18 protein-coding genes are annotated in these 18,387 nt (G+C 62.4%); 2 read left to right on the top strand and 16 right to left on the bottom strand.

The genetic code is table 11. The features are described 5' to 3' along the window. Positions 1-67 precede the first annotated feature (67 nt). The 4 genes from GOX53_RS19515 to GOX53_RS19500 all read right to left on the bottom strand — a co-directional run bounded on the left by GOX53_RS19515 (position 68) and on the right by GOX53_RS19500 (position 3,765). The gene (locus tag GOX53_RS19515) at positions 68-1,408 is read right to left on the bottom strand and encodes an FMN-binding glutamate synthase family protein (protein ID WP_171179489.1); all 1,341 of its coding nucleotides are present in this window, start codon (positions 1,406-1,408) and stop codon (positions 68-70) included. A gap of 13 nt (positions 1,409-1,421) precedes the next feature. Next, on the bottom strand, positions 1,422-2,099 hold the full coding sequence (locus GOX53_RS19510) for a GXGXG domain-containing protein (protein WP_171179315.1): 678 nt from the start codon (positions 2,097-2,099) through the stop codon (positions 1,422-1,424). A 1-nt stretch (position 2,100) separates the two neighbouring features. Then, entirely contained in the window at positions 2,101-3,027 is a 927-nt protein-coding gene (locus tag GOX53_RS19505) for a glutamine amidotransferase family protein (protein ID WP_171179313.1), read from the bottom strand. 114 nt (positions 3,028-3,141) lie between these two features. Next, positions 3,142-3,765: a helix-turn-helix domain-containing protein gene (locus GOX53_RS19500; RefSeq protein ID WP_171179311.1), complete on the bottom strand. Its 624-nt coding sequence runs from the start codon at positions 3,763-3,765 to the stop codon at positions 3,142-3,144. 213 nt (positions 3,766-3,978) lie between these two features. On the opposite strand from GOX53_RS19500, the gene GOX53_RS19495 reads away from it, so the two are divergent. Further along, entirely contained in the window at positions 3,979-4,926 is a 948-nt protein-coding gene (locus GOX53_RS19495) for a GlxA family transcriptional regulator (protein ID WP_254446647.1), read from the top strand. Between the two features lie 11 nt (positions 4,927-4,937). Here GOX53_RS19495 and GOX53_RS19490 read toward each other — a convergent pair whose 3' ends face one another. From GOX53_RS19490 to GOX53_RS19445, 10 genes are all read right to left on the bottom strand, one after another. After that, positions 4,938-5,498: a sarcosine oxidase subunit gamma gene (locus GOX53_RS19490; protein ID WP_171179306.1), complete on the bottom strand. Its 561-nt coding sequence runs from the start codon at positions 5,496-5,498 to the stop codon at positions 4,938-4,940. Next, positions 5,491-8,445, bottom strand: coding sequence for a sarcosine oxidase subunit alpha family protein (locus GOX53_RS19485; RefSeq protein WP_171179304.1), 2,955 nt, complete (start codon positions 8,443-8,445; stop codon positions 5,491-5,493). The genes GOX53_RS19490 and GOX53_RS19485 overlap by 8 nt, the downstream gene beginning before the upstream one ends. Continuing rightward, on the bottom strand, positions 8,442-8,729 hold the full coding sequence (locus GOX53_RS19480) for a sarcosine oxidase subunit delta (protein WP_171179303.1): 288 nt from the start codon (positions 8,727-8,729) through the stop codon (positions 8,442-8,444). The genes GOX53_RS19485 and GOX53_RS19480 overlap by 4 nt, the downstream gene beginning before the upstream one ends. A gap of 12 nt (positions 8,730-8,741) precedes the next feature. After that, positions 8,742-9,992: a sarcosine oxidase subunit beta family protein gene (locus tag GOX53_RS19475; protein ID WP_171179301.1), complete on the bottom strand. Its 1,251-nt coding sequence runs from the start codon at positions 9,990-9,992 to the stop codon at positions 8,742-8,744. A 192-nt stretch (positions 9,993-10,184) separates the two neighbouring features. Beyond that, positions 10,185-10,862 carry an aspartate/glutamate racemase family protein gene (locus GOX53_RS19470; protein WP_171179299.1) on the bottom strand — a complete coding sequence of 226 codons (678 nt, stop codon included), beginning with the start codon at positions 10,860-10,862 and terminating at the stop codon, positions 10,185-10,187. 6 nt (positions 10,863-10,868) lie between these two features. Further along, a complete protein-coding gene (locus GOX53_RS19465) occupies positions 10,869-11,591 on the bottom strand; it encodes an ABC transporter ATP-binding protein (protein WP_171179297.1) in 723 nt (240 codons plus the stop codon). Between the two features lie 3 nt (positions 11,592-11,594). Further along, the gene (locus GOX53_RS19460) at positions 11,595-12,377 is read right to left on the bottom strand and encodes an ABC transporter ATP-binding protein (protein WP_171179295.1); all 783 of its coding nucleotides are present in this window, start codon (positions 12,375-12,377) and stop codon (positions 11,595-11,597) included. Continuing rightward, the gene (locus GOX53_RS19455; protein ID WP_171179293.1) at positions 12,374-13,360 is read right to left on the bottom strand and encodes a branched-chain amino acid ABC transporter permease; all 987 of its coding nucleotides are present in this window, start codon (positions 13,358-13,360) and stop codon (positions 12,374-12,376) included. The genes GOX53_RS19460 and GOX53_RS19455 overlap by 4 nt, the downstream gene beginning before the upstream one ends. Positions 13,361-13,364: 4 nt before the next feature. Further along, entirely contained in the window at positions 13,365-14,234 is an 870-nt protein-coding gene (locus GOX53_RS19450) for a branched-chain amino acid ABC transporter permease (protein WP_171179291.1), read from the bottom strand. Positions 14,235-14,325: 91 nt separating this feature from the next. After that, positions 14,326-15,513 (bottom strand): ABC transporter substrate-binding protein, encoded by a 1,188-nt coding sequence (locus tag GOX53_RS19445; protein ID WP_171179289.1) that lies wholly within the window; start codon positions 15,511-15,513, stop codon positions 14,326-14,328. A 229-nt stretch (positions 15,514-15,742) separates the two neighbouring features. On the opposite strand from GOX53_RS19445, the gene GOX53_RS19440 reads away from it, so the two are divergent. Continuing rightward, positions 15,743-16,456 (top strand): GntR family transcriptional regulator, encoded by a 714-nt coding sequence (locus GOX53_RS19440; RefSeq protein WP_171179287.1) that lies wholly within the window; start codon positions 15,743-15,745, stop codon positions 16,454-16,456. 84 nt (positions 16,457-16,540) lie between these two features. Here the strand turns inward: GOX53_RS19440 and GOX53_RS19435 are convergent, their stop codons facing one another. Further along, complete coding sequence (locus tag GOX53_RS19435) at positions 16,541-16,948, bottom strand: universal stress protein (RefSeq protein WP_171179286.1); 408 nt, start codon at positions 16,946-16,948, stop codon at positions 16,541-16,543. A gap of 72 nt (positions 16,949-17,020) precedes the next feature. Continuing rightward, positions 17,021-18,387, bottom strand: a 1,367-nt coding sequence (locus GOX53_RS19430) for a thiamine pyrophosphate-binding protein (RefSeq protein ID WP_171179285.1), incomplete at its 5' end; no start/stop codon positions are given.

The raw sequence follows: 18,387 nt of genomic DNA, 5'->3' as shown, positions 1-18,387 counted from the left end.
GGCTTTCCTTCCCTGTTGGTTAACAAAAAAGGGCGCGGTCCCGTTTGCGGAGCCGCGCCCAATCGGATCAGAACCCGGCCTTGCCCGGGTACCAGTCTGTGCCCGCCAGCGGCACTCTGGCCATGGCGGCGGCCTCGATGGTCAGAGCGCACAGATCCTCGGGTTCGAGGTTGCGCAGGTTGTTGTGGCCGCAGGCGCGGGCAATCGTCTGCGCCTCGAGCGTCATCACGTTGAGGTAGTTGCGCAGGTGGCGCCCCGCATCGACCGGATCGAGCCGCGCCTCAAGCTGGGGATCCTGGGTGGTGATACCCGCCGGATCCTGCCCCTCGTGCCAGTCGTCATAGGCGCCGGTGGTGCTGCCCAGCTTGCGGTATTCCTCTTCCCATTTCGGATCGTTGTCCCCGATTGCGACCAGGGCGGCCGTGCCGATGGCGACGGCATCCGCGCCCAGGGCCATGGCCTTGGCCACATCCGCGCCGGTCCGGATACCGCCGGAAACGATCAGCTGCACCTCGCGATGCATGCCGAGATCCTGCAGCGCCTGCACCGCCGGACGGATACAGGCCAGCGTCGGAAGGCCCACATGTTCGATGAACACATCCTGGGTTGCGGCGGTGCCGCCCTGCATCCCGTCAAGCACGACCACATCCGCGCCCGCCTTCACCGCCAGCGCCGTGTCGTAATATGGGCGGGTGCCGCCGACCTTGACGTAGATCGGCTTTTCCCAGGCGGTGATCTCGCGCAGTTCGAGGATCTTGATCTCAAGATCGTCCGGGCCGGTCCAGTCGGGGTGACGGCAGGCCGAGCGTTGGTCGATCCCCTTGGGCAGGTTGCGCATCTCGGCAACACGGTCCGAGATTTTCTGCCCCAGCAGCATGCCACCGCCGCCCGGCTTGGCGCCCTGCCCCACCACGACCTCGATCGCGTCCGCCTTGCGCAGATCGTCCGGGTTCATGCCGTAGCGCGAGGGCAGATACTGATAGACCAGCTTGGTCGAATGGCCCCTCTCTTCGGGCGTCATGCCGCCGTCGCCGGTGGTGGTCGAGGTGCCCGCCGCCGATGCGCCGCGGCCCAGCGCCTCTTTGGCGGGGCCGGACAACGCGCCGAACGACATGCCTGCAATGGTGATCGGGATATCCAGCTCGATGGGCTTTTTGGCAAAGCGCGTGCCCAGCGTCACGTTGGTATCGCAGCGCTCGCGGTAGCCTTCCAGCGGATAACGCGAGACCGAGGCGCCGAGAAACAGCAGATCATCGAAATGCGGGACCCGGCGCTTGGCGCCGCCGCCACGGATATCATAGATGCCGGTCGCCGCCGCGCGCCGGATCTCGGCGTTGACCGGGTTCGAGAATGTCGCCGACTGGATCGGATCCGTCCGGGGGGGGCCGTCGTGGGGGATGTCTTTCATGGTCATGGGTCCCTCAATAGGCATTGTCGATCTTGAAGTTGTAAAGCTGCCGGGCCGAGCCGTATCGCTTGAACTCTTCCGGCTTGGCATCGCATCCGCCGCGCGCGAGCAGATCGCGCAGCAGCTCGATATGTTCGGGCCGCATCTCCTTTTCCACGCAGTCCGCGCCCAGCGATTTCACCGACCCGCGCACGAACAGGCGCGCCTCGTAAATTGAATCGCCCAGCGCGTCACCCGCATCGCCGCAGACCACCAGATTGCCGGACTGCGCCATGAAGGCGGACATGTGGCCGACATCGCCATGGACGACGATATCGATGCCCTTCATCGAGATACCGCAGCGGGAACTGGCATTGCCCTTGATGACCAGCGTGCCCCCGTTGCCCGTGGCACCGGCATACTGGCTGGCATCGCCGTCGACGATAACCGTGCCGGACATCATGTTTTCGGCCACGCCGGGCCCTGCCGAGCCGTGTATGTGCACGGTGGCCTGCTTGTTCATTCCAGCGCAATAATACCCGGTCGAGCCCTTCACGTTGACTTCGATGGGGGCGTCTAGTCCCACGGCGATGGCGTGGCTGCCCCGGGGGTTCACCACCTCCCACGCGGTCTGGTTGGTGGCTTCGGCCTGCGCGTGAAGCGAGGCGTTCAGGCACCGCAGGTCACCGGATTCAAGATCGTAGGTCTGCATGTCAGGCGGCCCTCCGGTCCGGGGTAGACGTCGTGTCGTGGGTCCAGAAATAGACCGTTGCCGGCTCGGGCTCCCACACACGGGCCTGTTCGATGCCGGGCAGATCGACCAGGGCGCGGTATTCGGACCCGAAGGCCACGTATTGATCGGTTTCCGCCATCACCGCCGGTTTGCAGGCGATGGGATCGCGCACGACGCCAAACCCGTCCTTGGTGCCGACGACGAAGTTGAAGAAGCCATCCAGATCGTCGAGCGAATCCGTCAGCGCCTCACCCAGCGTGGCGCCATTCTGCATTTTCCACGTCAGATAGGCAGCGGCCACCTCGGTATCGTTCTCGGTCTCAAACTGCATGCCTTCGCGGATAAGCTTGCGGCGCAGCGAGTTGTGGTTGGACAGCGAGCCGTTATGCACGAGGCATTGATCGGGTCCGGTGTTGAACGGATGCGCGCCCAATGTGGTCACGGCGGATTCGGTGGCCATGCGCGTGTGACCGATACCATGGGTGCCGGTCATTTTCGAGATCTCGAACCTGGCCGCGACATCCTTGGGCAGGCCGACCTCTTTGTAGATTTCCAGCGTATCGCCGACCGACATCACCCGAAGATCAGGCGCCAGCACGCGCAGCGCAGCGCGGGCGGCATCGGCTTGCCCGGCCGGAACGGAGAGGACCGCGTGGGTATCGCGGCGCGTCAGGGACACGGCTGCACCCAGCGCACCACCCAGTTTCTCCGCCAGCCCGTCAAAGGCGCCGGGGCTGTCCGATTGCACGGTCAGCTTGGACTGCCCCGCGTCATCCGTGCCGTAGACGGCGATCCCGGCGCTATCCGGCCCACGGTCGGACATGGTGATCAGCATGTCCGTGAGCAGGGAACCGAGCTGAGGCTGAAGCGCCTCGTCCTTTAGAAACAGTCCTACGATACCGCACATTTCCTGTAGCTCCGCAAAAATGAGTCCACCCGTTTCGGGCTTTGCGGCAGGCTAGCATCGAATTCGGAGATTCGCAATCTCAGTAAACTAATATTCCTTTAAGGAAAATTTAAGTCAGCTCTTTTGCGGGTAGCTGATCACCGAGAGGTATCGGGCCGGCAGTTTCACCAATGTCTCGGGACCATGCGGCGCGTCCGCGTCGAAGAACAGCGTATCGCCCGGCTTCAGCGCGTATTGTTCGTTGCCGTGACGGTAATCGACCTCGCCCTCCAGCATGTAGATCATTTCGATCCCGTCGTGCTGGAAGGTCCGGAACACATCGGCCTGGCTGTCCAGAACGATCAGATAAGGCTCGACGATCACACCGCTGGAGTTAGACCCGATATGCCCCAGCAGATTGTACTGATGGCCGGCCCGGGTGCCCTCGCGATCAATCTCAACCCCTTCCCCGGCCTTTGTGTGCACGGCTTCCCTGCGCTCTTCGAACCCGCGGAAGAACGCGGTCAACGGGACCGATAGCGCATTCGACAGGGTCTGCAATGTGGTCAGCGACGGCGAGGTGTTTCCGTTCTCGATCTTGGACAGCATACCGATGGACAGGTCGGTTACTTTCGACAGCTCGGCCACCGTCATGTTCTGTTTCCTGCGGTAGGCGCGCACCTCGCGGCCGATGGCGACCTCCAGCGTTTTTTCGCTGGTATCGCGCAGAACATGGGGGTCTTGGGACAGCTTCGTCATTGGATTAGAGGTCTGCTTGTTGATCAAAAACGCCGGGATGGCGTGTTTATTTATAGGAAACATTCAGCACCTTAGATTACAATAGGCAAACACCGTCACGGTCGCGAAAACGCGCACCACACGAAGGTGCGGCCAGCCGCGCCTGCCAGTCACGTACATGGGTTCATGATGAGCACTACCCAGATCGGCTTTCTGATTTTCCCCGGATTTCCAATGGCATGCCTGACATCGGTGATCGAGCCGCTGCGGGCTGCGAACGAGATCTCGGATCAGGGTGTTTTTGGCTGGACGCTGATCTCGGAATCCGGCCCCCGGGTCACGTCCAGCGCGGGCGTGGTGTTTGAGGCCGATGCCACGCTGGCAGATGACTGCGCCCTCGATTACCTGCTGCTGCTGTCGGCACCCTCGATCCGTTTCGCGGACGACAAGACCCCTGCCCTTTTGCGGCGCATCGCTCGCCACGGCGTGATCCCCGGCGCCATCAGCGGTGGAGTGTTTCCGCTTGTGCGCAGCGGTGTGGCCAACAGGGCGCCCCTGTCGGTGCATTGGTGCTATGCCGCCGCCTTTGCCTCGGAATTTCCCGATATGCCTTTCTCGGACCGGACCATTGAAATCGACCCGCGCTGCGTCACGGCCTCGGGCGCGGCAGCAGCCTTTGATCTGGCCCTGCATCTGATAGACGCAAAGCTGGGTCATGCCATCGCGACCGAGGTCGCCTGCTGGTTCCAGCACCCGATGATGCGCAAGGAAGGCGTGCATCAGATCGTGCCCGCCCCCGGCACCGACGGCGCGAGCACTGACCTGCCGCCCCTGGTGGCCCGGGCCATAGAGCTGTTCACCCGCGATCTGGCCGAGCCGGTGCCGATGGCGGATATCGCGGATGCGCTGGGTATCACCCCCCGGCATCTCGAACGCAGTTTCAAACGCGCCACCGGCCAGAACCCGACCGGGTATTTTCGCCACCTCAGGATGAAAGCGGCCCGCCAGATCGTGATGTATTCCGATGACCGTATGGGTGATGTGGCGGCTGCGGTCGGCTACAGCAGCGTTCAGGCCTTTGCGAAACACTACCGCAACACCTTCGGGCTGAGCCCTCAGGAGGACCGCAAGCGCATCAACCTCTACCGGGTTGAGGGCAACCTGCCGGTTCCCTCCGTGTGAACTCTCCCGCGTCAGTGCGCCGAACGCATGACCACCAACAGCGCGTGATGCAATGAGCCGGCGGAGGAGCGCGGTCCGTAGACCGAGAAATGCTCCGGTGTCCGGCAGATCAGGAAGCATCCGAGATGGTCGATGGAGGTCCGCACCGCCTCGCCGCCCTTGAAACTGCGCACGTCTGCTGGGCATAGGCGCTCGAATACGTCCGCAAGGCCATCGCCGGCAAGGTCGAACCGGCACCAGGCGTCGGACTGTTCGGTCACACTTGCCACCCCACCCGCCTGTCGGGCGAGGTCCGGTGCCAGCATCTCGTGGGTTCGATAGGGGGCTTCGACCATCCACTGATCGGGGCCCATCCAGAATGCGGTCAGGTCCTTACCCCCGACGCGCGCGGGATCGGGCGCTGCCACCCCGAGAGTTGTGCCCAGCCAGGCCCGGGCCTGTTCCTCCTGCCCCAATCGGGCGGCGACGGAGGCCAGAGCCGTATCGGTGATCTCGCTGAGCGTGACCGGGCCGTGGGTGTCCACGCGGGGCTCGGCGGCCCCCAGCGGCGTGATTGCAACAAGATCATGCACGAAGACGCTCCCCCTCTGGATCGACGAAATGCGCGCTCACCACTTCGACCTCGTGGTCGATGCCGGTCAGCGGGCTGACCAGCCGGATGACCTCACCGGTCCGCGCGTGGCCAGATTTCAGAAAGCCGATCCCGATATGGCAGCCGAGATTTGGCGAATAGCAGGCCGAGGTGACATAGCCCTGATCATGGGCCGCATCGACCTGTGACCCCTTGGTCATGAGATGCGATCCCGCTGGCACCGGTTTCGAGTTGTCCACCGGCTTGAACCCGACCAGCTTAAGCGCGTCATCCTCGTTCAGCCCCTCTCTCTCGGACAGGGTGGAGCCTATGGAGTCCTTTTTCTTGGAGACCATCCGCCCCATGCCCAGATTGAGGGCTGTCGTGGTGCCGTTCAGCTCATTGCCCGCGGCGTGACCCTTCTCGATCCGCATGACGCCGAGCGCCTCGGTGCCATAGGGCACGACATCGAACTCTTCACCCGCCTGCATCAGCTTGCGGATCATGGCGTCGCCGTAGCGGGTCGGTACGGCGATCTCATAGGCCAACTCTCCCGAGAACGAGATCCGGAACAGCCGCGCCCGCAGGCCTCCGCATACCGTGATCTCGGCGCAGGCCATGAACGGGAACCCCTCGTTCGAGACGTCGTAATCGTCGTCCACCACCTTGCGCAGCAGCTTGCGGGCATTGGGTCCGGCCACGGCAAACTGTGCCCAGGCTTCGGTCGTCGAAATAAGCTGCACGTCCATGTCCGGGAACAGGCATTGGCGCACGAACTCCATGTGGCGATAGACCCCAACGGCGTTGGCGGTTGTAGTGGTCACGACGAAATGGTCGTCGGCCAGACGGGCCGCCGTGCCGTCGTCCATCGCGATGCCATCCTCGCGCAGCATCAGCCCATAGCGGGTCTTGCCGACGGGGAGTTTCGCAAAACCGTTGCAATAGATCCTGTTCAGGAAATCCGCCGCATCCGCGCCCTGCACGTCGATCTTGCCCAGCGTGGTCACGTCGCAGATGCCAACCGATTTGCGGGTTTGCAGTACCTCGCGGTCGACGCTTTCGCGCCAGTGGGTTTCGCCGGGCTGCGGAAACCACTGAGCCCGCAACCACATGCCGACCTCGACAAAAACCGCGCCCTTCTCTTCGGCCCAGACATGGCTGGGTGTCTTGCGCACGGGGCGAAAATCCTTGTCCCGCGACCGTCCGGCGAACGCGCCTATCGCGGTTGGGGTGTAGGGCGGGCGGAACATGGTGGTGCCGACCTCGGGAATGGATTTGCCCGCCACCTCGGCCATGATCGCAAGCCCGGCCATGTTGGAGGTCTTGCCCTGATCGGTGGCCATGCCCAGCGTGGTGTAGCGTTTCAGATGCTCGACCGAGACGAAATTCTCCTGATGCGCCAGTTTGACGTCCTTGGCTGTCACATCGTTCTGCTGATCGACCCAGGCGCGTTTGGCATCTTTCACATGCCAGAAGGGGGTGAGGTTGACCGGGCCGTCTTCGGCCTCGGGAAGGTCCGGCGCGGGCGCGGACAGACCCAGATGGTCCAGTATCTGACTGGCTGCCTTGGCGCCGGTGTGAAACGCACCATGGGTGGTGAACACGCCGTTTGCGGCGCCCGCAACCGACATGTTCGGAGGCAGCGTGCTGCCGGGCACAAAGGCGGCGATATCCGTATTCCACGCGGGACGCCCGCCCTGATGGCAAGTCAGCGCCACATTCGGGTTCCAGCCGCCCGAGACACCCAGCGCGCCGCAGGAGATCTTTCGCTGCCCACCATCCGCCGTGCGGACTTCGATGCCGGTCAGGCCGAGCCGTCCGGAGGTGTTGGTGATCACGCCGCCCCTGATCACCTCGAAATCGCCGCCATCCGGCGCATCCGGCCGGGTGTCGATCACCGCCGCCACGTTGACACCCCTGGTACGCAGGTCCGTCGCGGTGCGATGCCCGTCATCGTTGTTGGTAAAGATCGCCACGTTCTGCGCCGGGGTTACTGCCCAGCGGTTGACATAGGATCGAACGGCGCCTGCCAGCATGATCCCGGGCCGGTCGTTGTTTTCAAAGGCAATCGGACGCTCGGTCGCGCCTGCGGCCAGCAGCGCATGCTTGGAATAGATGCGCCACAGGATTTGGCGCGGCTTGCCCTTTTCCGGCACCGCCAGATGGTCGCTCACCCGCTCCAGCGCTCCGTAGGTGCCATGGTCAAAGGCTCCGAGGATCGTCGTGCGCGGCATGACGCGGACATTGGGCATATCGGCCAGACGGGCAACGGCTTGCGCCGCCCAGGCGTGACCCGCCATTCCCGCGACCTCATGGGTTTCCGCGTTGAGCCTGCCGCCGAGGGTGAAATCCTCATCCGCCAGGATCACCCGCGCCCCGGCCTCACCGGCGCGCAGGGCCGTTGCAAGCCCGGCTGGGCCGCCGCCGATCACCAGCAGATCGCAATACAGGAAGCCTTTGTCGTAGCTGTCGGGATCGGGTTCGAAACTGACCGATCCCAGACCGGCAGCGCGCCGGATCATCGGCTCATAGAGTTTTTCCCAGAACTTCGCGGGCCACATGAAGGTCTTGTAGTAGAACCCGGCGGCGAAAAAGGGCGACAGCCAGTCGTTGACGCCCATGGCATCGAAGCGCAGCGACGGCCAGCGGTTTTGCGAATTGGCCACCAGCCCGTCAAACAGCTCGGCCGTGGTGGCGCGGGTGTTGGGCTCCTGCCGCGCGCCCGTGCGCAGCTCGACAATGGCGTTCGGCTCTTCCGACCCGGCGGTCATCGGGCCGCGCGGACGGTGATACTTGAACGACCGGCCCATCAGCCGCACGTCATTGGCCAGCAGGGCCGAGGCCAGCGTGTCGCCGGGGTGCCCCTGAAACGCCTTGCCGTCGAAACGGAACGAGAGGGTCCGGGAGCGGTCGATCATCCCGCCCTGCAAACGGTTGGTCTGGGTCATTTCGAACGTCCCTCGCGCCGGGCCACGTCGCGGGCCAGTTCCACTTGCGTGATTGCGTGGGTGACCGTATCGCGGGTCACCACCAGCCATGAGCGGTCGCCGCCCTCGTGAAACCACAGCTCACGATGCGCGCCCGATGGGTTGTCGCGCTGATAGCCGTAGTCGATGAATTGCTGCAGCGCGTCCTCGGCCTGCCAGTCGGGCCGGTTGATCAGTGAGGCGCAGCCCATGTAGACGAACTCGGCTGCGTCGCGGGGCCCGAGGGTGGGATGGTCGATCATCATGCCGGTCTCTCCTCAGTGCAGGTTGGGCTGATTGCCCATGCCTTTTTCGTCGATCATGCAGCCGCGCGCGAAGCGGTCGAAGCGATAGGCCGTTGCCGTTTCGTGCGGTGTGTCGGTGGCCAGCAGATGCGCAAAGGCAAAGCCCGAGGCCGGCGTGGCCTTGAAGCCGCCGTAACACCAGCCGCCGTTGAAATAGAGCCCGTCGATATGGGTGCGGTCGATGATCGGCGACCCGTCCATGGACATGTCCATGATGCCGCCCCACATCCGCAAAAGGCGCACCCGGCCCAGCACCGGAAAGATCGCCATGCCGCCCTCGCAGACATCTTCGACCACGGGCAGATTGCCCCGCTGGGCATAGGAGTTGTAGCCGTCAATGTCTCCGCCGAAGACCAGGCCGCCCTTGTCGGATTGGCTGCAATAGAAATGCCCGGCACCGAAGGTGATCACGCCGGGAAGCACCGGCTTCAGCCCTTCGGACACAAATGCTTGCAACACGTGGCTTTCGATGGGCAGGCGCATCCCGGCCTTGGTCATGAGGCGAGAGGAACTGCCCGCAACACAGGCGGCGATCTTCTTGGCGCCGATGAAGCCGCGGGTGGTCTCAATGCCTGAGCAGGTTCCGTCTTCGATGCGAAAACCGGTAACCTCGCAATTCTGGATGATATCGACGCCATGTTGATCCGCCGCGCGGGCATAGCCCCAGGCCACCGCGTCATGGCGCACCGTGCCGCCGCGATGCTGGGCGAGGCCGCCCTTGATCGGGAACCGCGCGTTGTTCACGTTCAGAAACGGATAGCGCCGCAGGATCTGCTCGGTACTCAGAAGCTCGGCATCGGCACCGTTCAGGATCATCGCGTTACCCCGGCGGACAAAGGCATCGCGCTGCGCGTCGGAATGGATCAGGTTCAGGATTCCCCGCTGGCTGACCATCGCGTTGTAGTTCAGATCCTGCTCCAGCACCTCCCAGAGCTTGAGAGAGAACTCGTAAAACGGCTCGTTCCCGTCCAGCAGGTAGTTTGACCGGATGATCGTCGTGTTGCGCCCGACATTGCCGCCGCCGATCCAGCCCTTTTCGACCACCGCGATGCGGGATTGCCGATACTGCTTGGCCAGATAATAGGCCGTCGCCAGCCCGTGGCCGCCCCCGCCGATGATCACGTAATCATAGTTTGACTTCGGCTCGGCATCCCGCCATGCAGGGCCCCAGCCACGATGCCCGGTGAGCGCTTCTTTGATGACCTTGAAACCTGAGTATCGCATCGAATCGGACTCCATTTGGCGCAGTATTGCCACCTATTGGATCGAAATCGCTACCATATCGGACCTGTTTTGGATCAAATCGGACCTGAGATACCGGGATGCCCGCCATCGAAAGCCGTAAACAGGACAAGAGGGTTTTCGGGTTTATATCCGGGTAAGGCTGCCTTTTCGGCCACAACCTGCCGTGCCGGGTCAGGCGTAAGAGCAGGATTTTGATGTCGAGAGCTTTGCCTTGACCAGAGCCTCGGCAAAGGCGACCGCGCAGGTGACGCCATCCACCACGGGCAGGCCGAACTCTTCCGACAGGTTCGACATCAGATCGGTCATTCCGGCGCAGCCCAGCACAATCGCCTCGGCCCGATCCTTGTCGATGGCCTCGCGAATCTCGGCACGGATCTTGTCGATGGTCTGGGGGTCGTTCTCTTCGAGCTTCAGAACCGGCACGTCGGTGGCGCGAACCCGGACACAGCGCCGGTCCAGCCCGTATCGCATCAGGTTCGCCTCAAGCCCCGCAAGCGACCGGGACAGCGTGGTGATCACGCTGAACTTGGGGCTGATCATGGCGGCGGCGTGATAGGCGGCCTCGCCCACCCCGATCACCGGCGCCGTCGTCACGCAGCGCACGGCATCCACGCCCGTGTCGTCAAAACAGGCCACCACAATGGCATCGGCATCCGGGTGTGCGGCCACCTCGTCGAGCAACCCGGGAACGCAGGTCGACACGTCGAGATATCCCTGAATGCTGGGCGGGCCGTTGCGCGAATTGGTGGCGACGATTTCGGTGCCGGGATGGGCGGCCGCACGGGCCGCCGCCTCGATCTTGCGGGTCATCGAAACGGTCGTGTTCGGGTTGACGACAAGGAGTTTCACGGCGCCTCACACTTCCCCGCCCAGATAGGCGGCCTTGATCCGCGGATCGGTTAAGAGTTCCCTGGAATTGCCTGAAATAACTACATTTCCCGTGGTCATCGCATAGGCGCGGTTCGAGATGGAGAGCGCCATGCGAGAGTTCTGTTCGACCAGCAGCACCGAAACGCCTTCGTCCCGGTTGATGGCGACAATCGACCGGGCGATGTCCTGCACCAGCTTGGGGGCGATGCCCAGCGACGGCTCGTCCAACAGCAGCAGCCGCGGCTTTGCCATCAGTGCGCGGCCGATCACCATCATCTGCTGTTCCCCGCCCGACAGGGTTCCGGCGGATTGGCTGAACCGTTCCCTGAGCCTCGGGAATCTCTCCAGCACCGACTCCAATGTCTGCTGGACGCCCGCCTTGTCGGACCGGGTGAACGCCCCCATCAGCAGGTTGTCGCGGACCGTCATGTACGGGAACACCCGGCGCCCCTCGGGCACCATCGCGATGCCCTTGGCGACGATATCGGCGGGGTTCTTGCCGTCGATCTGCGCGCCCTCGAAGGCAACCGAACCCGAGGTGATCGCGGCGAGCCCGGTTATGGCGCGCAGGATCGAGGTCTTGCCCGCGCCATTGGCCCCGATCAGCGCAACCGTCTCGCCCTGCTCGAGATCGATCGAGACGCCCTTCAGCGCATAGACGTGATCGTAATAAAGCTCGACATCCTTGAACTCCAACATCTTGCTCATGGTTCAAATCCCGATCTCATCGTCCGCGCTGCCCAGATAGGCTTCGATGACCTTGTCATTGTTCTGGATGTCCGACGGCGTGCCCTCGGCGATCATCTCGCCGAAATTCAGCACCACGATCCGGTCGGAAATGTTCATGACCGCGGGCATGTCATGTTCCACCAGCAGAACTGTCACCCCGCGGTCATCGCGCACCTTCCGCACGAGGTTCACCATCTTCATGGTCTCGTCGTGGTTCATCCCGGCAAACGGCTCGTCCAGCAGCAGCACCTGGGGATCGGTGGCCAGCCCAATGGCAATGCCAAGCGCCCGCAGATTGCCTTGTGGCAGGTTCGACGCAAGCTCATGCGCAATCGGGGTCATCCCCAGAAACTCGATCAGATCGTCGGCATATTGGCCAAAGCTGTCGACATCCTCATGTGCGGTTTTCGTGCCCCAGAAGTATCCCGCCAGCGACGCCCGCGCCCGCAGATGCTGCGCCACCACGATGCTTTCGCGCACGGTCATGGACTTGAAGATGGTGGTCTCTTGAAACGTCCGCACCACACCCTTGCGCGCCACCACATGCGGCTTGAGGTTCGAGATACGCTCGCCCCGGAACAGAACCTCGCCCGACGTGGTGGGCAGGAAGGACGAGATCATCTTGAACAGCGTGCTTTTGCCCGCCCCGTTGGGGCCGATGACCGACAGGATCTCGTTCTCGTGTACGTTGAAACTGATGTTGTTGTTTGCTGTCAGGCCGCCGAATTTCTTGGTGACATGGCGCACTTCGAGAAGGTTGCTCATCTGCCCTGCCCCCCGCCTTTACCCAGCCGCAAGCTCAGCAATCCGTTCGGCAACACCAGCATCAGGATGATCAGCAGTCCGGAATAGACCAACAGCTGATAGCGTCCGAGCTCGAACAACAGGTCCCAGCCGAAATACAAAACCAGGGTGCCCAGCATTGGCCCGAACACGTAACCGAGCCCGCCCAGGAAGCAGTTGAGCATGAAGTTCACACTATCGGCGACCTGAAAGCTGGACGGATAAACCGACTGCGCAATCGAGCCGAACATGGCGCCGCCGATGCCGCCCAGAAAGGACGAAATCGCGAACACGATGATACGGATATACGCGATGTTGACACCGATCGAGGCGGCAAGCTCTTCGTTCTGCTGCATCGAGCGGCACAGATGGCCGAGGCGGGAGTTCACCAGCCGGTACATGGCGGCAAAGGTGATCACCATCAGCGCGCAGGCGGTGTAGTAGAAGGCCAGCCGCGGGTTTTCGAGCGTCGCAAAATCCGGGATCAGGGTCAGGCCGAACACCGACACGGCCCCGGGCAGCGGGATCGAGGTGATGCCCTTTGCCCCGTTGGTGATCGGCAGGGCCAGTGCGGTCAGCGTCACCACCTGCGTCAGCACCAGCGAGATCATGGCGAAATAGACGCCCCGCAACCGCAGGATGGGCAGGCCGATCAGGATCGCAACTCCGGCGGCAAACAGGCCTGCCAGCGGCAGGGACAGCCAGAACGACATCCCCGCCTTGGTGACCAGAATGGCCGAGGCATAGGCCCCGATCAGCGCGAACGCGCCCTGCCCGATATTGATGCGGCCGATATAGAAGGTCAGCCAGACACCGGCGCTGGCGATGGACAACAACGCCACCGAGGTCAGGGTGTAGTAGAGATCGGTCCGCCCGGATGCCGCGACGAATGCAGGCACCGCGAAAAAGACCGCGAACAGGAACGCCGCAAGACCGGCCCATTGGAATGTGTTCAGCTTGGGCATCGGCCTATCCCCACGGCTTGCCCATCAGCCCCTGCGGGCGGATGGCCAGGAAAATCATCAGCGACACGAAGATGAGCAGGTAGGTGATGTCGCCATATTGCGACAGAACCGCCAAGCCGATGGCCTCGAGGAACCCCAGAATGATGCCCCCGGCAATCGCACCCGAGATCACGCCCGCACCGCCGATCATCACCATCATGAAGGCCTTGATCGAGGTCGGACCGCCCATGCCAAGATTGACGCCGGTGATCGTCACCAGCAGCCCACCGACCAGCCCCGCCAGCATCGCGCCGAGCGCAAAACCGATCATCGAGTAGCGGTCGACATTGACGCCCATCAACTGCGCCGCTGTCCGGTCCTGCGCCAGCGCCCGCAGCGCCCGGCCGGTCTTGGAGTATTGCATGAAAAGGATGAACCCCACGATGGACAGGATCGCGAGCGCACAGATCAGGATGCGGTCATAGGGCATGATCAGCCGGAAATCCCAGTTGAACACGCCATTGATGATCTTGGGCACGCCGCGCTGCTTCTCTCCGAACACCAGCAGGATGACCGCATCGAACAGAAACGCCAGCCCGGCGGCGAGGAGCATCGTGCTCTCCTCACGTGACGACCGCCGGATGACCGGCGCAAACAGGAATTTCTCGATCAGCGCCCCCAGAATGGCCAGCGTGATGCAGGACGCCAGCAGGGCCAGCACGAACGGCCAGCCGAGCTGCCCGTAGAAGGTGTAGGTGACAAAGCCGCCCAGAACATACATCTGCCCATGGGCAAAGTTCAGCACGTTCATGAGCGCGAAGATCAGCGTCAACCCAAGGGCGATCATCGCATATTGCGCGCCCAGATAGATGCCGTTCGCAATTATCTGTTCCATCGAAATTCCGCATTTTGTTGGATGGTCCCGGGCCGTGTTTCGTGCCCGGGACCGGATTACCCGGCTTCAAGCCTGCGCGGGAAAGACTGCCTCAGTCCACTTCTGCCACGAACAGCGTCTCGAACGCGCCATCCTGATAGACGTTCACCACCAGCGGCACGGCGATCTGACGCTTCTGCCCGAACGAGCTTGTACCGACATAGCGCAGCTTGGCATCGCCCTTCATGAACGGGTTCGGCGCCTCGAACGTATCCATGGTCTTTTGGAACTCATCGACATTGTCGATGGCCGCCGGATTAGCGTTCAGCGTCGCCAGAATGTACTCCAGCGCATAGACCTTGGTGTTCGACTCGTCATTATACTCGCCGAACATCTTCGTGTAGCGGTCCACGAATTCCTTCATGTCGTCCGATGCGATCTCGGGGGTGGAAGCGCCGCCAACCGAGATGAAGCCGTTGGCCAGCTCGCCCGCACCCTCACGCAGCACGGTGGCATCCTGTGCCGTCTCGGTCGAGATCAGGCCCTGATAGCCCAGTTCCCGGGCCGAGCGGATCAGCTGCGGCGCGTTTGCCGGGGACACGCCCGACAGGACCAGAAGATCGGGCTGCGTGCGCATGACCGGCGTCAGGACCGGTGTGAAATCCGTGGTATCCACCTGATAGGTGACATTGTCCGACACCACTTCGAGACCCAGTTCGTTGGCCGCGGCCACGCCACCGTCACGCTGGCTCAGCGGATCAGATTCGTTTGCCGCCACAAAGGCCACCGTCTTTACACCCTTTTCATCGCGCAGGTATTTGTAGATCGCCGGACCGGACTGGTAGTTGGCCACCATCCCGAGCACTGCGTTGGACGCCGGTGCGGTATAGAGTTCTTTCGGGAAAGCGTAGGGGAAATACATGATGCCCTGAGCCTCGGCCACCGGACGCACCGCAGCGGCGCCGTCATCCACATTGGGGCCGACGACATAATGAATGCCCTCTTGCGCCATCTTCTCCATACCGGCGATGGCGCGCTTGGGGTCTTTCTGATCGTCGAAGGATACGATCTCGATGTCATAGGTGGTGTCACCGATCTTGTAGCCGCCGGCCTCGTTGATCCAGTCGGCGCGGGCCTCCATCGAACGCTGGTTCGAAATGCCCCAGGCTGCCGCCGGGCCGGATGTGACACCGACAAAACCGATCTTCAGCACCGGGTTGTCCGCCCATACGGCCGATGTCAGGGCTGAAACGGACACGGCCAATGCGACCGATGTTTTCATCAGGGTTCTGCGTTTCATTCTTTCCTCCCTATTGGGGTCTCGGCGCCTCTTCCGGACACCTCAAAACCTTACCGCACCACAGGACGAACTCCCGGCGCGCATCGTTATTTGGGCATTGTTAACAATCATTGTCAACTTTTATTGTCTGCGATTTATCTGTTTGTGTTAACGGAAATCGTGTATATTGTCAGAAACCCGCAGCCCCAATATCAACGACCTTCAGCCACTGCCGCCGACACATAGCAAGATGACCAGAGACGCCTCACAAAAGCTCGAGACCATGCACACAGATCCCGATGAGCAAATGATCGTCGACCGGATCTATTCTGCTGTAATGGAGCAGAAACTCGCCCCTCGCACCAAGCTCAGCGAGGCCGCTTTGTGTGAGACGTTCGGGGTTGGCAGAATGCGCGTCAGGCGCGCCCTTTTGCTGTTGGGCAGTCAGGGCATCGTGGATCTGCAATCCAATCGCGGCGCCTATGTCGCCTGCCCCAGCGCCGATGAGGCGCGCGAGGTGTTTGCCGCAAGACTGATGATCGAAACCGGAATCGTGCGGGAGCTGGCGTGCGGCATCGGGGACGAGGCCGTCGATGTGCTGCGGCTTCACCTGGACAAGGAAAACGCCGCGCGGCAGCAGGATGACCGGACCGAGCTGATCCGGCTGTCAGGGGCCTTTCACGTGGAGCTGGCCAAATGCCACAAGAACGCGGTGCTGACCCGGGTCATTCGGGAACTGGTGACGCGCACATCCCTGATCGTGGCCCTGTTCGGCGCCAGCCGCAGCACCACCTGCCCCGATGACGAGCACGAGCTGATCATCGACGCCATCGTAAGCGGAGATGCCCAGGCGGCCGAGGATACGATCCGTCACCATATCCTGCATGTACAGAACGGGCTGGACCTTGAGCGGACGCAGAGGACCGAGCCGGATCTTGCAAAGATCCTGTCCAGCCGCGATTGATCCGGACGCGGCTGCGCCCTCAGACTAGCGTATAGGGCATGACCTCAAACAACGGCTGACGCGCTGGTAAATCCCCTATGCGACTTAACGAAGAACCAATACCGCGCAGGGGGCGCGACGGACCACCCGAGACGTCGTTGAACCAAGAAAGTAGTCTTCAATGCCCGGCCGATGAGAGTTGATCACAACCAGATCAGCATTGGTTTCGGACGCAAGATCAGGAATCGCCACTCCCGGCTTGCCGGACAAGACCGCCACTTCCAGATTGCTCTCTCCTTCCGCGAACGCGCGAAGTCGTTTTCTGAGATCTTCGTTGATGAGCTCAGTGGGTTTGACTGTCGCATATTCTGCCACGTATGCTGGCGCATCCTCGATGACCGCGACAAGTGTGATCTTGCCGCCTTCTGCAAGTAGAACCCGCGCGGTGTGGATTGTTTCCCTTACATCAACATCATGGTCTAACGCGACCGGAATCAGAATATTGCTAAACATGCACTGGCTCCTTCCTTGACGCCATGTATCAAACCTCAGACTGCCCAAAGCGGCAATTGCGCTTCATATTTATTACGTTGCGACATGCGAGACGCGCCTGTCCGGTGAATAGATGTCCAGGATGTTCCAGTGCCCGGTTGTCGGGGTCGGGTTGTTGATCATGGGTACGTCCAGAACCGTGGGCTTGCCGCTGGCAATGGCCGCCTGCAGCGCCGGCAACAGTTCATCGGCGGAACTGACCCGGATGCCCTCGGCGCCATAAGCCTGTGCGATCTCGGCATAGCCGGGCCCGTTGGACGGGGCCGCCGCCGAGCCGGGGAAGGTGGTGCCGTAGGTCAGCCCGTAATGCGCCTTTTGCAGACCCGCGATGGTGCCAAAGGCGTTGTTGTTCATCACCAGCCAGATGATGCCCAGATCAAGCTCGACCGCGGTGGCCAGCATCGAGGGGTTCTGGCCAAAACCGCCATCGCCCACAAGACTGAGGACCACCCGGTCCGGCGCCGCGAGCTTTGCGCCGATTGCGCCGGGAGGACCAAAGCCCATGGTCGCAAACCCGCCCGGCGTCAGGATCGATCCCGGGGTCAGAATGTCGAACTGCTGCCCGACCCCGTTCTTGTTCCAGCCCACATCGGTTGTGATGATCGCATCCTCGGGCAGTGCCTTGCGGGTATCGGCCAGAATGCGCTCGGGCATCATCGGGAAGGCGGTCGAGGTCGCCATGTCGCTGTTGCCCGCTTTGAACGCAGCGCGGAAGTCGGCGATTTTCGCCTCCACCTCCAGGCGCCTGAATCCGCCGGGATACATCTCGCGCGCCACCCGCGTCAGGACACGCAGCGCGGCCTTGGCATCCGCCACGGCGCCGATCTCGGTGGGATAGTTGCGGCCAATCTCGCTGGGCTCGATGTCGATATGAATGACTTTCGAGCCGGGGATGTTGAAGGTGTAGCCGGGATACCAGCTGGAACAATCGGCCTCTTTGAACCGCGTTCCGATGGCAAAGATGTAATCGGCGTTCAGACAGCTCTGGTTGACAAGTTCGGTGCCCCAGAACCCGGTCATGCCCAGCACCTGCGGATGATCGTCTCGCAGCGCGCCCTTACCCATCAGCGAATGCGCCACCGGCAGGCCCATATGCTCGACAAACTCGCGCAGCTCTTCGCTGGCCTGCGCCAGCAGGATGCCGCCGCCCACATAGGCCACCGGGTTCTCGGCCCCGGCGAGGCGTTCGACGATCCGACGCGCGGTGTCATCATCGATGGACGGTTTGATCAGCGCGCGCGCATTGCCCGCGATCCGGTCGAAGGTGTCGGACGGGATCACCTCGGAGAAGATGTCCATCGGAACATTGACCAGAACCGGCCCCGGCTGCCCGCTTTCAGCCAGATGGAACGCCTTTTCCAGGATCTCGGCCATCAGATCGGCCCGGTCCACCCGCCAGG

Origin of the sequence: Ruegeria sp. HKCCD8929, from assembly GCF_013031405.1 — a bacterium.
In the GTDB taxonomy this organism is placed as follows: Bacteria; Pseudomonadota; Alphaproteobacteria; order Rhodobacterales; family Rhodobacteraceae; genus Ruegeria.
The sequence above is the reverse complement of the archived record's forward strand: the minus strand, read 5'-3'. Positions and strand labels throughout refer to the sequence as shown.

Excerpts from the sequence above, each read along its gene's own strand:
- GOX53_RS19500 (WP_171179311.1), bottom strand. The coding sequence starts at position 3,765 with ATGACGAAGCTGTCCCAAGACCCCCATGTTCTGCGCGATACCAGCGAA.
- GOX53_RS19450 (WP_171179291.1), bottom strand. The coding sequence starts at position 14,234 with ATGGAACAGATAATTGCGAACGGCATCTATCTGGGCGCGCAATATGCG.
- GOX53_RS19445 (WP_171179289.1), bottom strand. The coding sequence starts at position 15,513 with ATGAAACGCAGAACCCTGATGAAAACATCGGTCGCATTGGCCGTGTCC.
- GOX53_RS19495 (WP_254446647.1), top strand. The coding sequence starts at position 3,979 with ATGGCATGCCTGACATCGGTGATCGAGCCGCTGCGGGCTGCGAACGAG.
- GOX53_RS19440 (WP_171179287.1), top strand. The coding sequence starts at position 15,743 with ATGACCAGAGACGCCTCACAAAAGCTCGAGACCATGCACACAGATCCC.
- GOX53_RS19485 (WP_171179304.1), bottom strand. The coding sequence starts at position 8,445 with ATGACCCAGACCAACCGTTTGCAGGGCGGGATGATCGACCGCTCCCGG.
- GOX53_RS19465 (WP_171179297.1), bottom strand. The coding sequence starts at position 11,591 with ATGAGCAAGATGTTGGAGTTCAAGGATGTCGAGCTTTATTACGATCAC.
- GOX53_RS19480 (WP_171179303.1), bottom strand. The coding sequence starts at position 8,729 with ATGATGATCGACCATCCCACCCTCGGGCCCCGCGACGCAGCCGAGTTC.
- GOX53_RS19505 (WP_171179313.1), bottom strand. The coding sequence starts at position 3,027 with ATGTGCGGTATCGTAGGACTGTTTCTAAAGGACGAGGCGCTTCAGCCT.
- GOX53_RS19460 (WP_171179295.1), bottom strand. The coding sequence starts at position 12,377 with ATGAGCAACCTTCTCGAAGTGCGCCATGTCACCAAGAAATTCGGCGGC.
- GOX53_RS19455 (WP_171179293.1), bottom strand. The coding sequence starts at position 13,360 with ATGCCCAAGCTGAACACATTCCAATGGGCCGGTCTTGCGGCGTTCCTG.
- GOX53_RS19515 (WP_171179489.1), bottom strand. The coding sequence starts at position 1,408 with ATGAAAGACATCCCCCACGACGGCCCCCCCCGGACGGATCCGATCCAG.
- GOX53_RS19475 (WP_171179301.1), bottom strand. The coding sequence starts at position 9,992 with ATGCGATACTCAGGTTTCAAGGTCATCAAAGAAGCGCTCACCGGGCAT.
- GOX53_RS19435 (WP_171179286.1), bottom strand. The coding sequence starts at position 16,948 with ATGTTTAGCAATATTCTGATTCCGGTCGCGTTAGACCATGATGTTGAT.
- GOX53_RS19510 (WP_171179315.1), bottom strand. The coding sequence starts at position 2,099 with ATGCAGACCTACGATCTTGAATCCGGTGACCTGCGGTGCCTGAACGCC.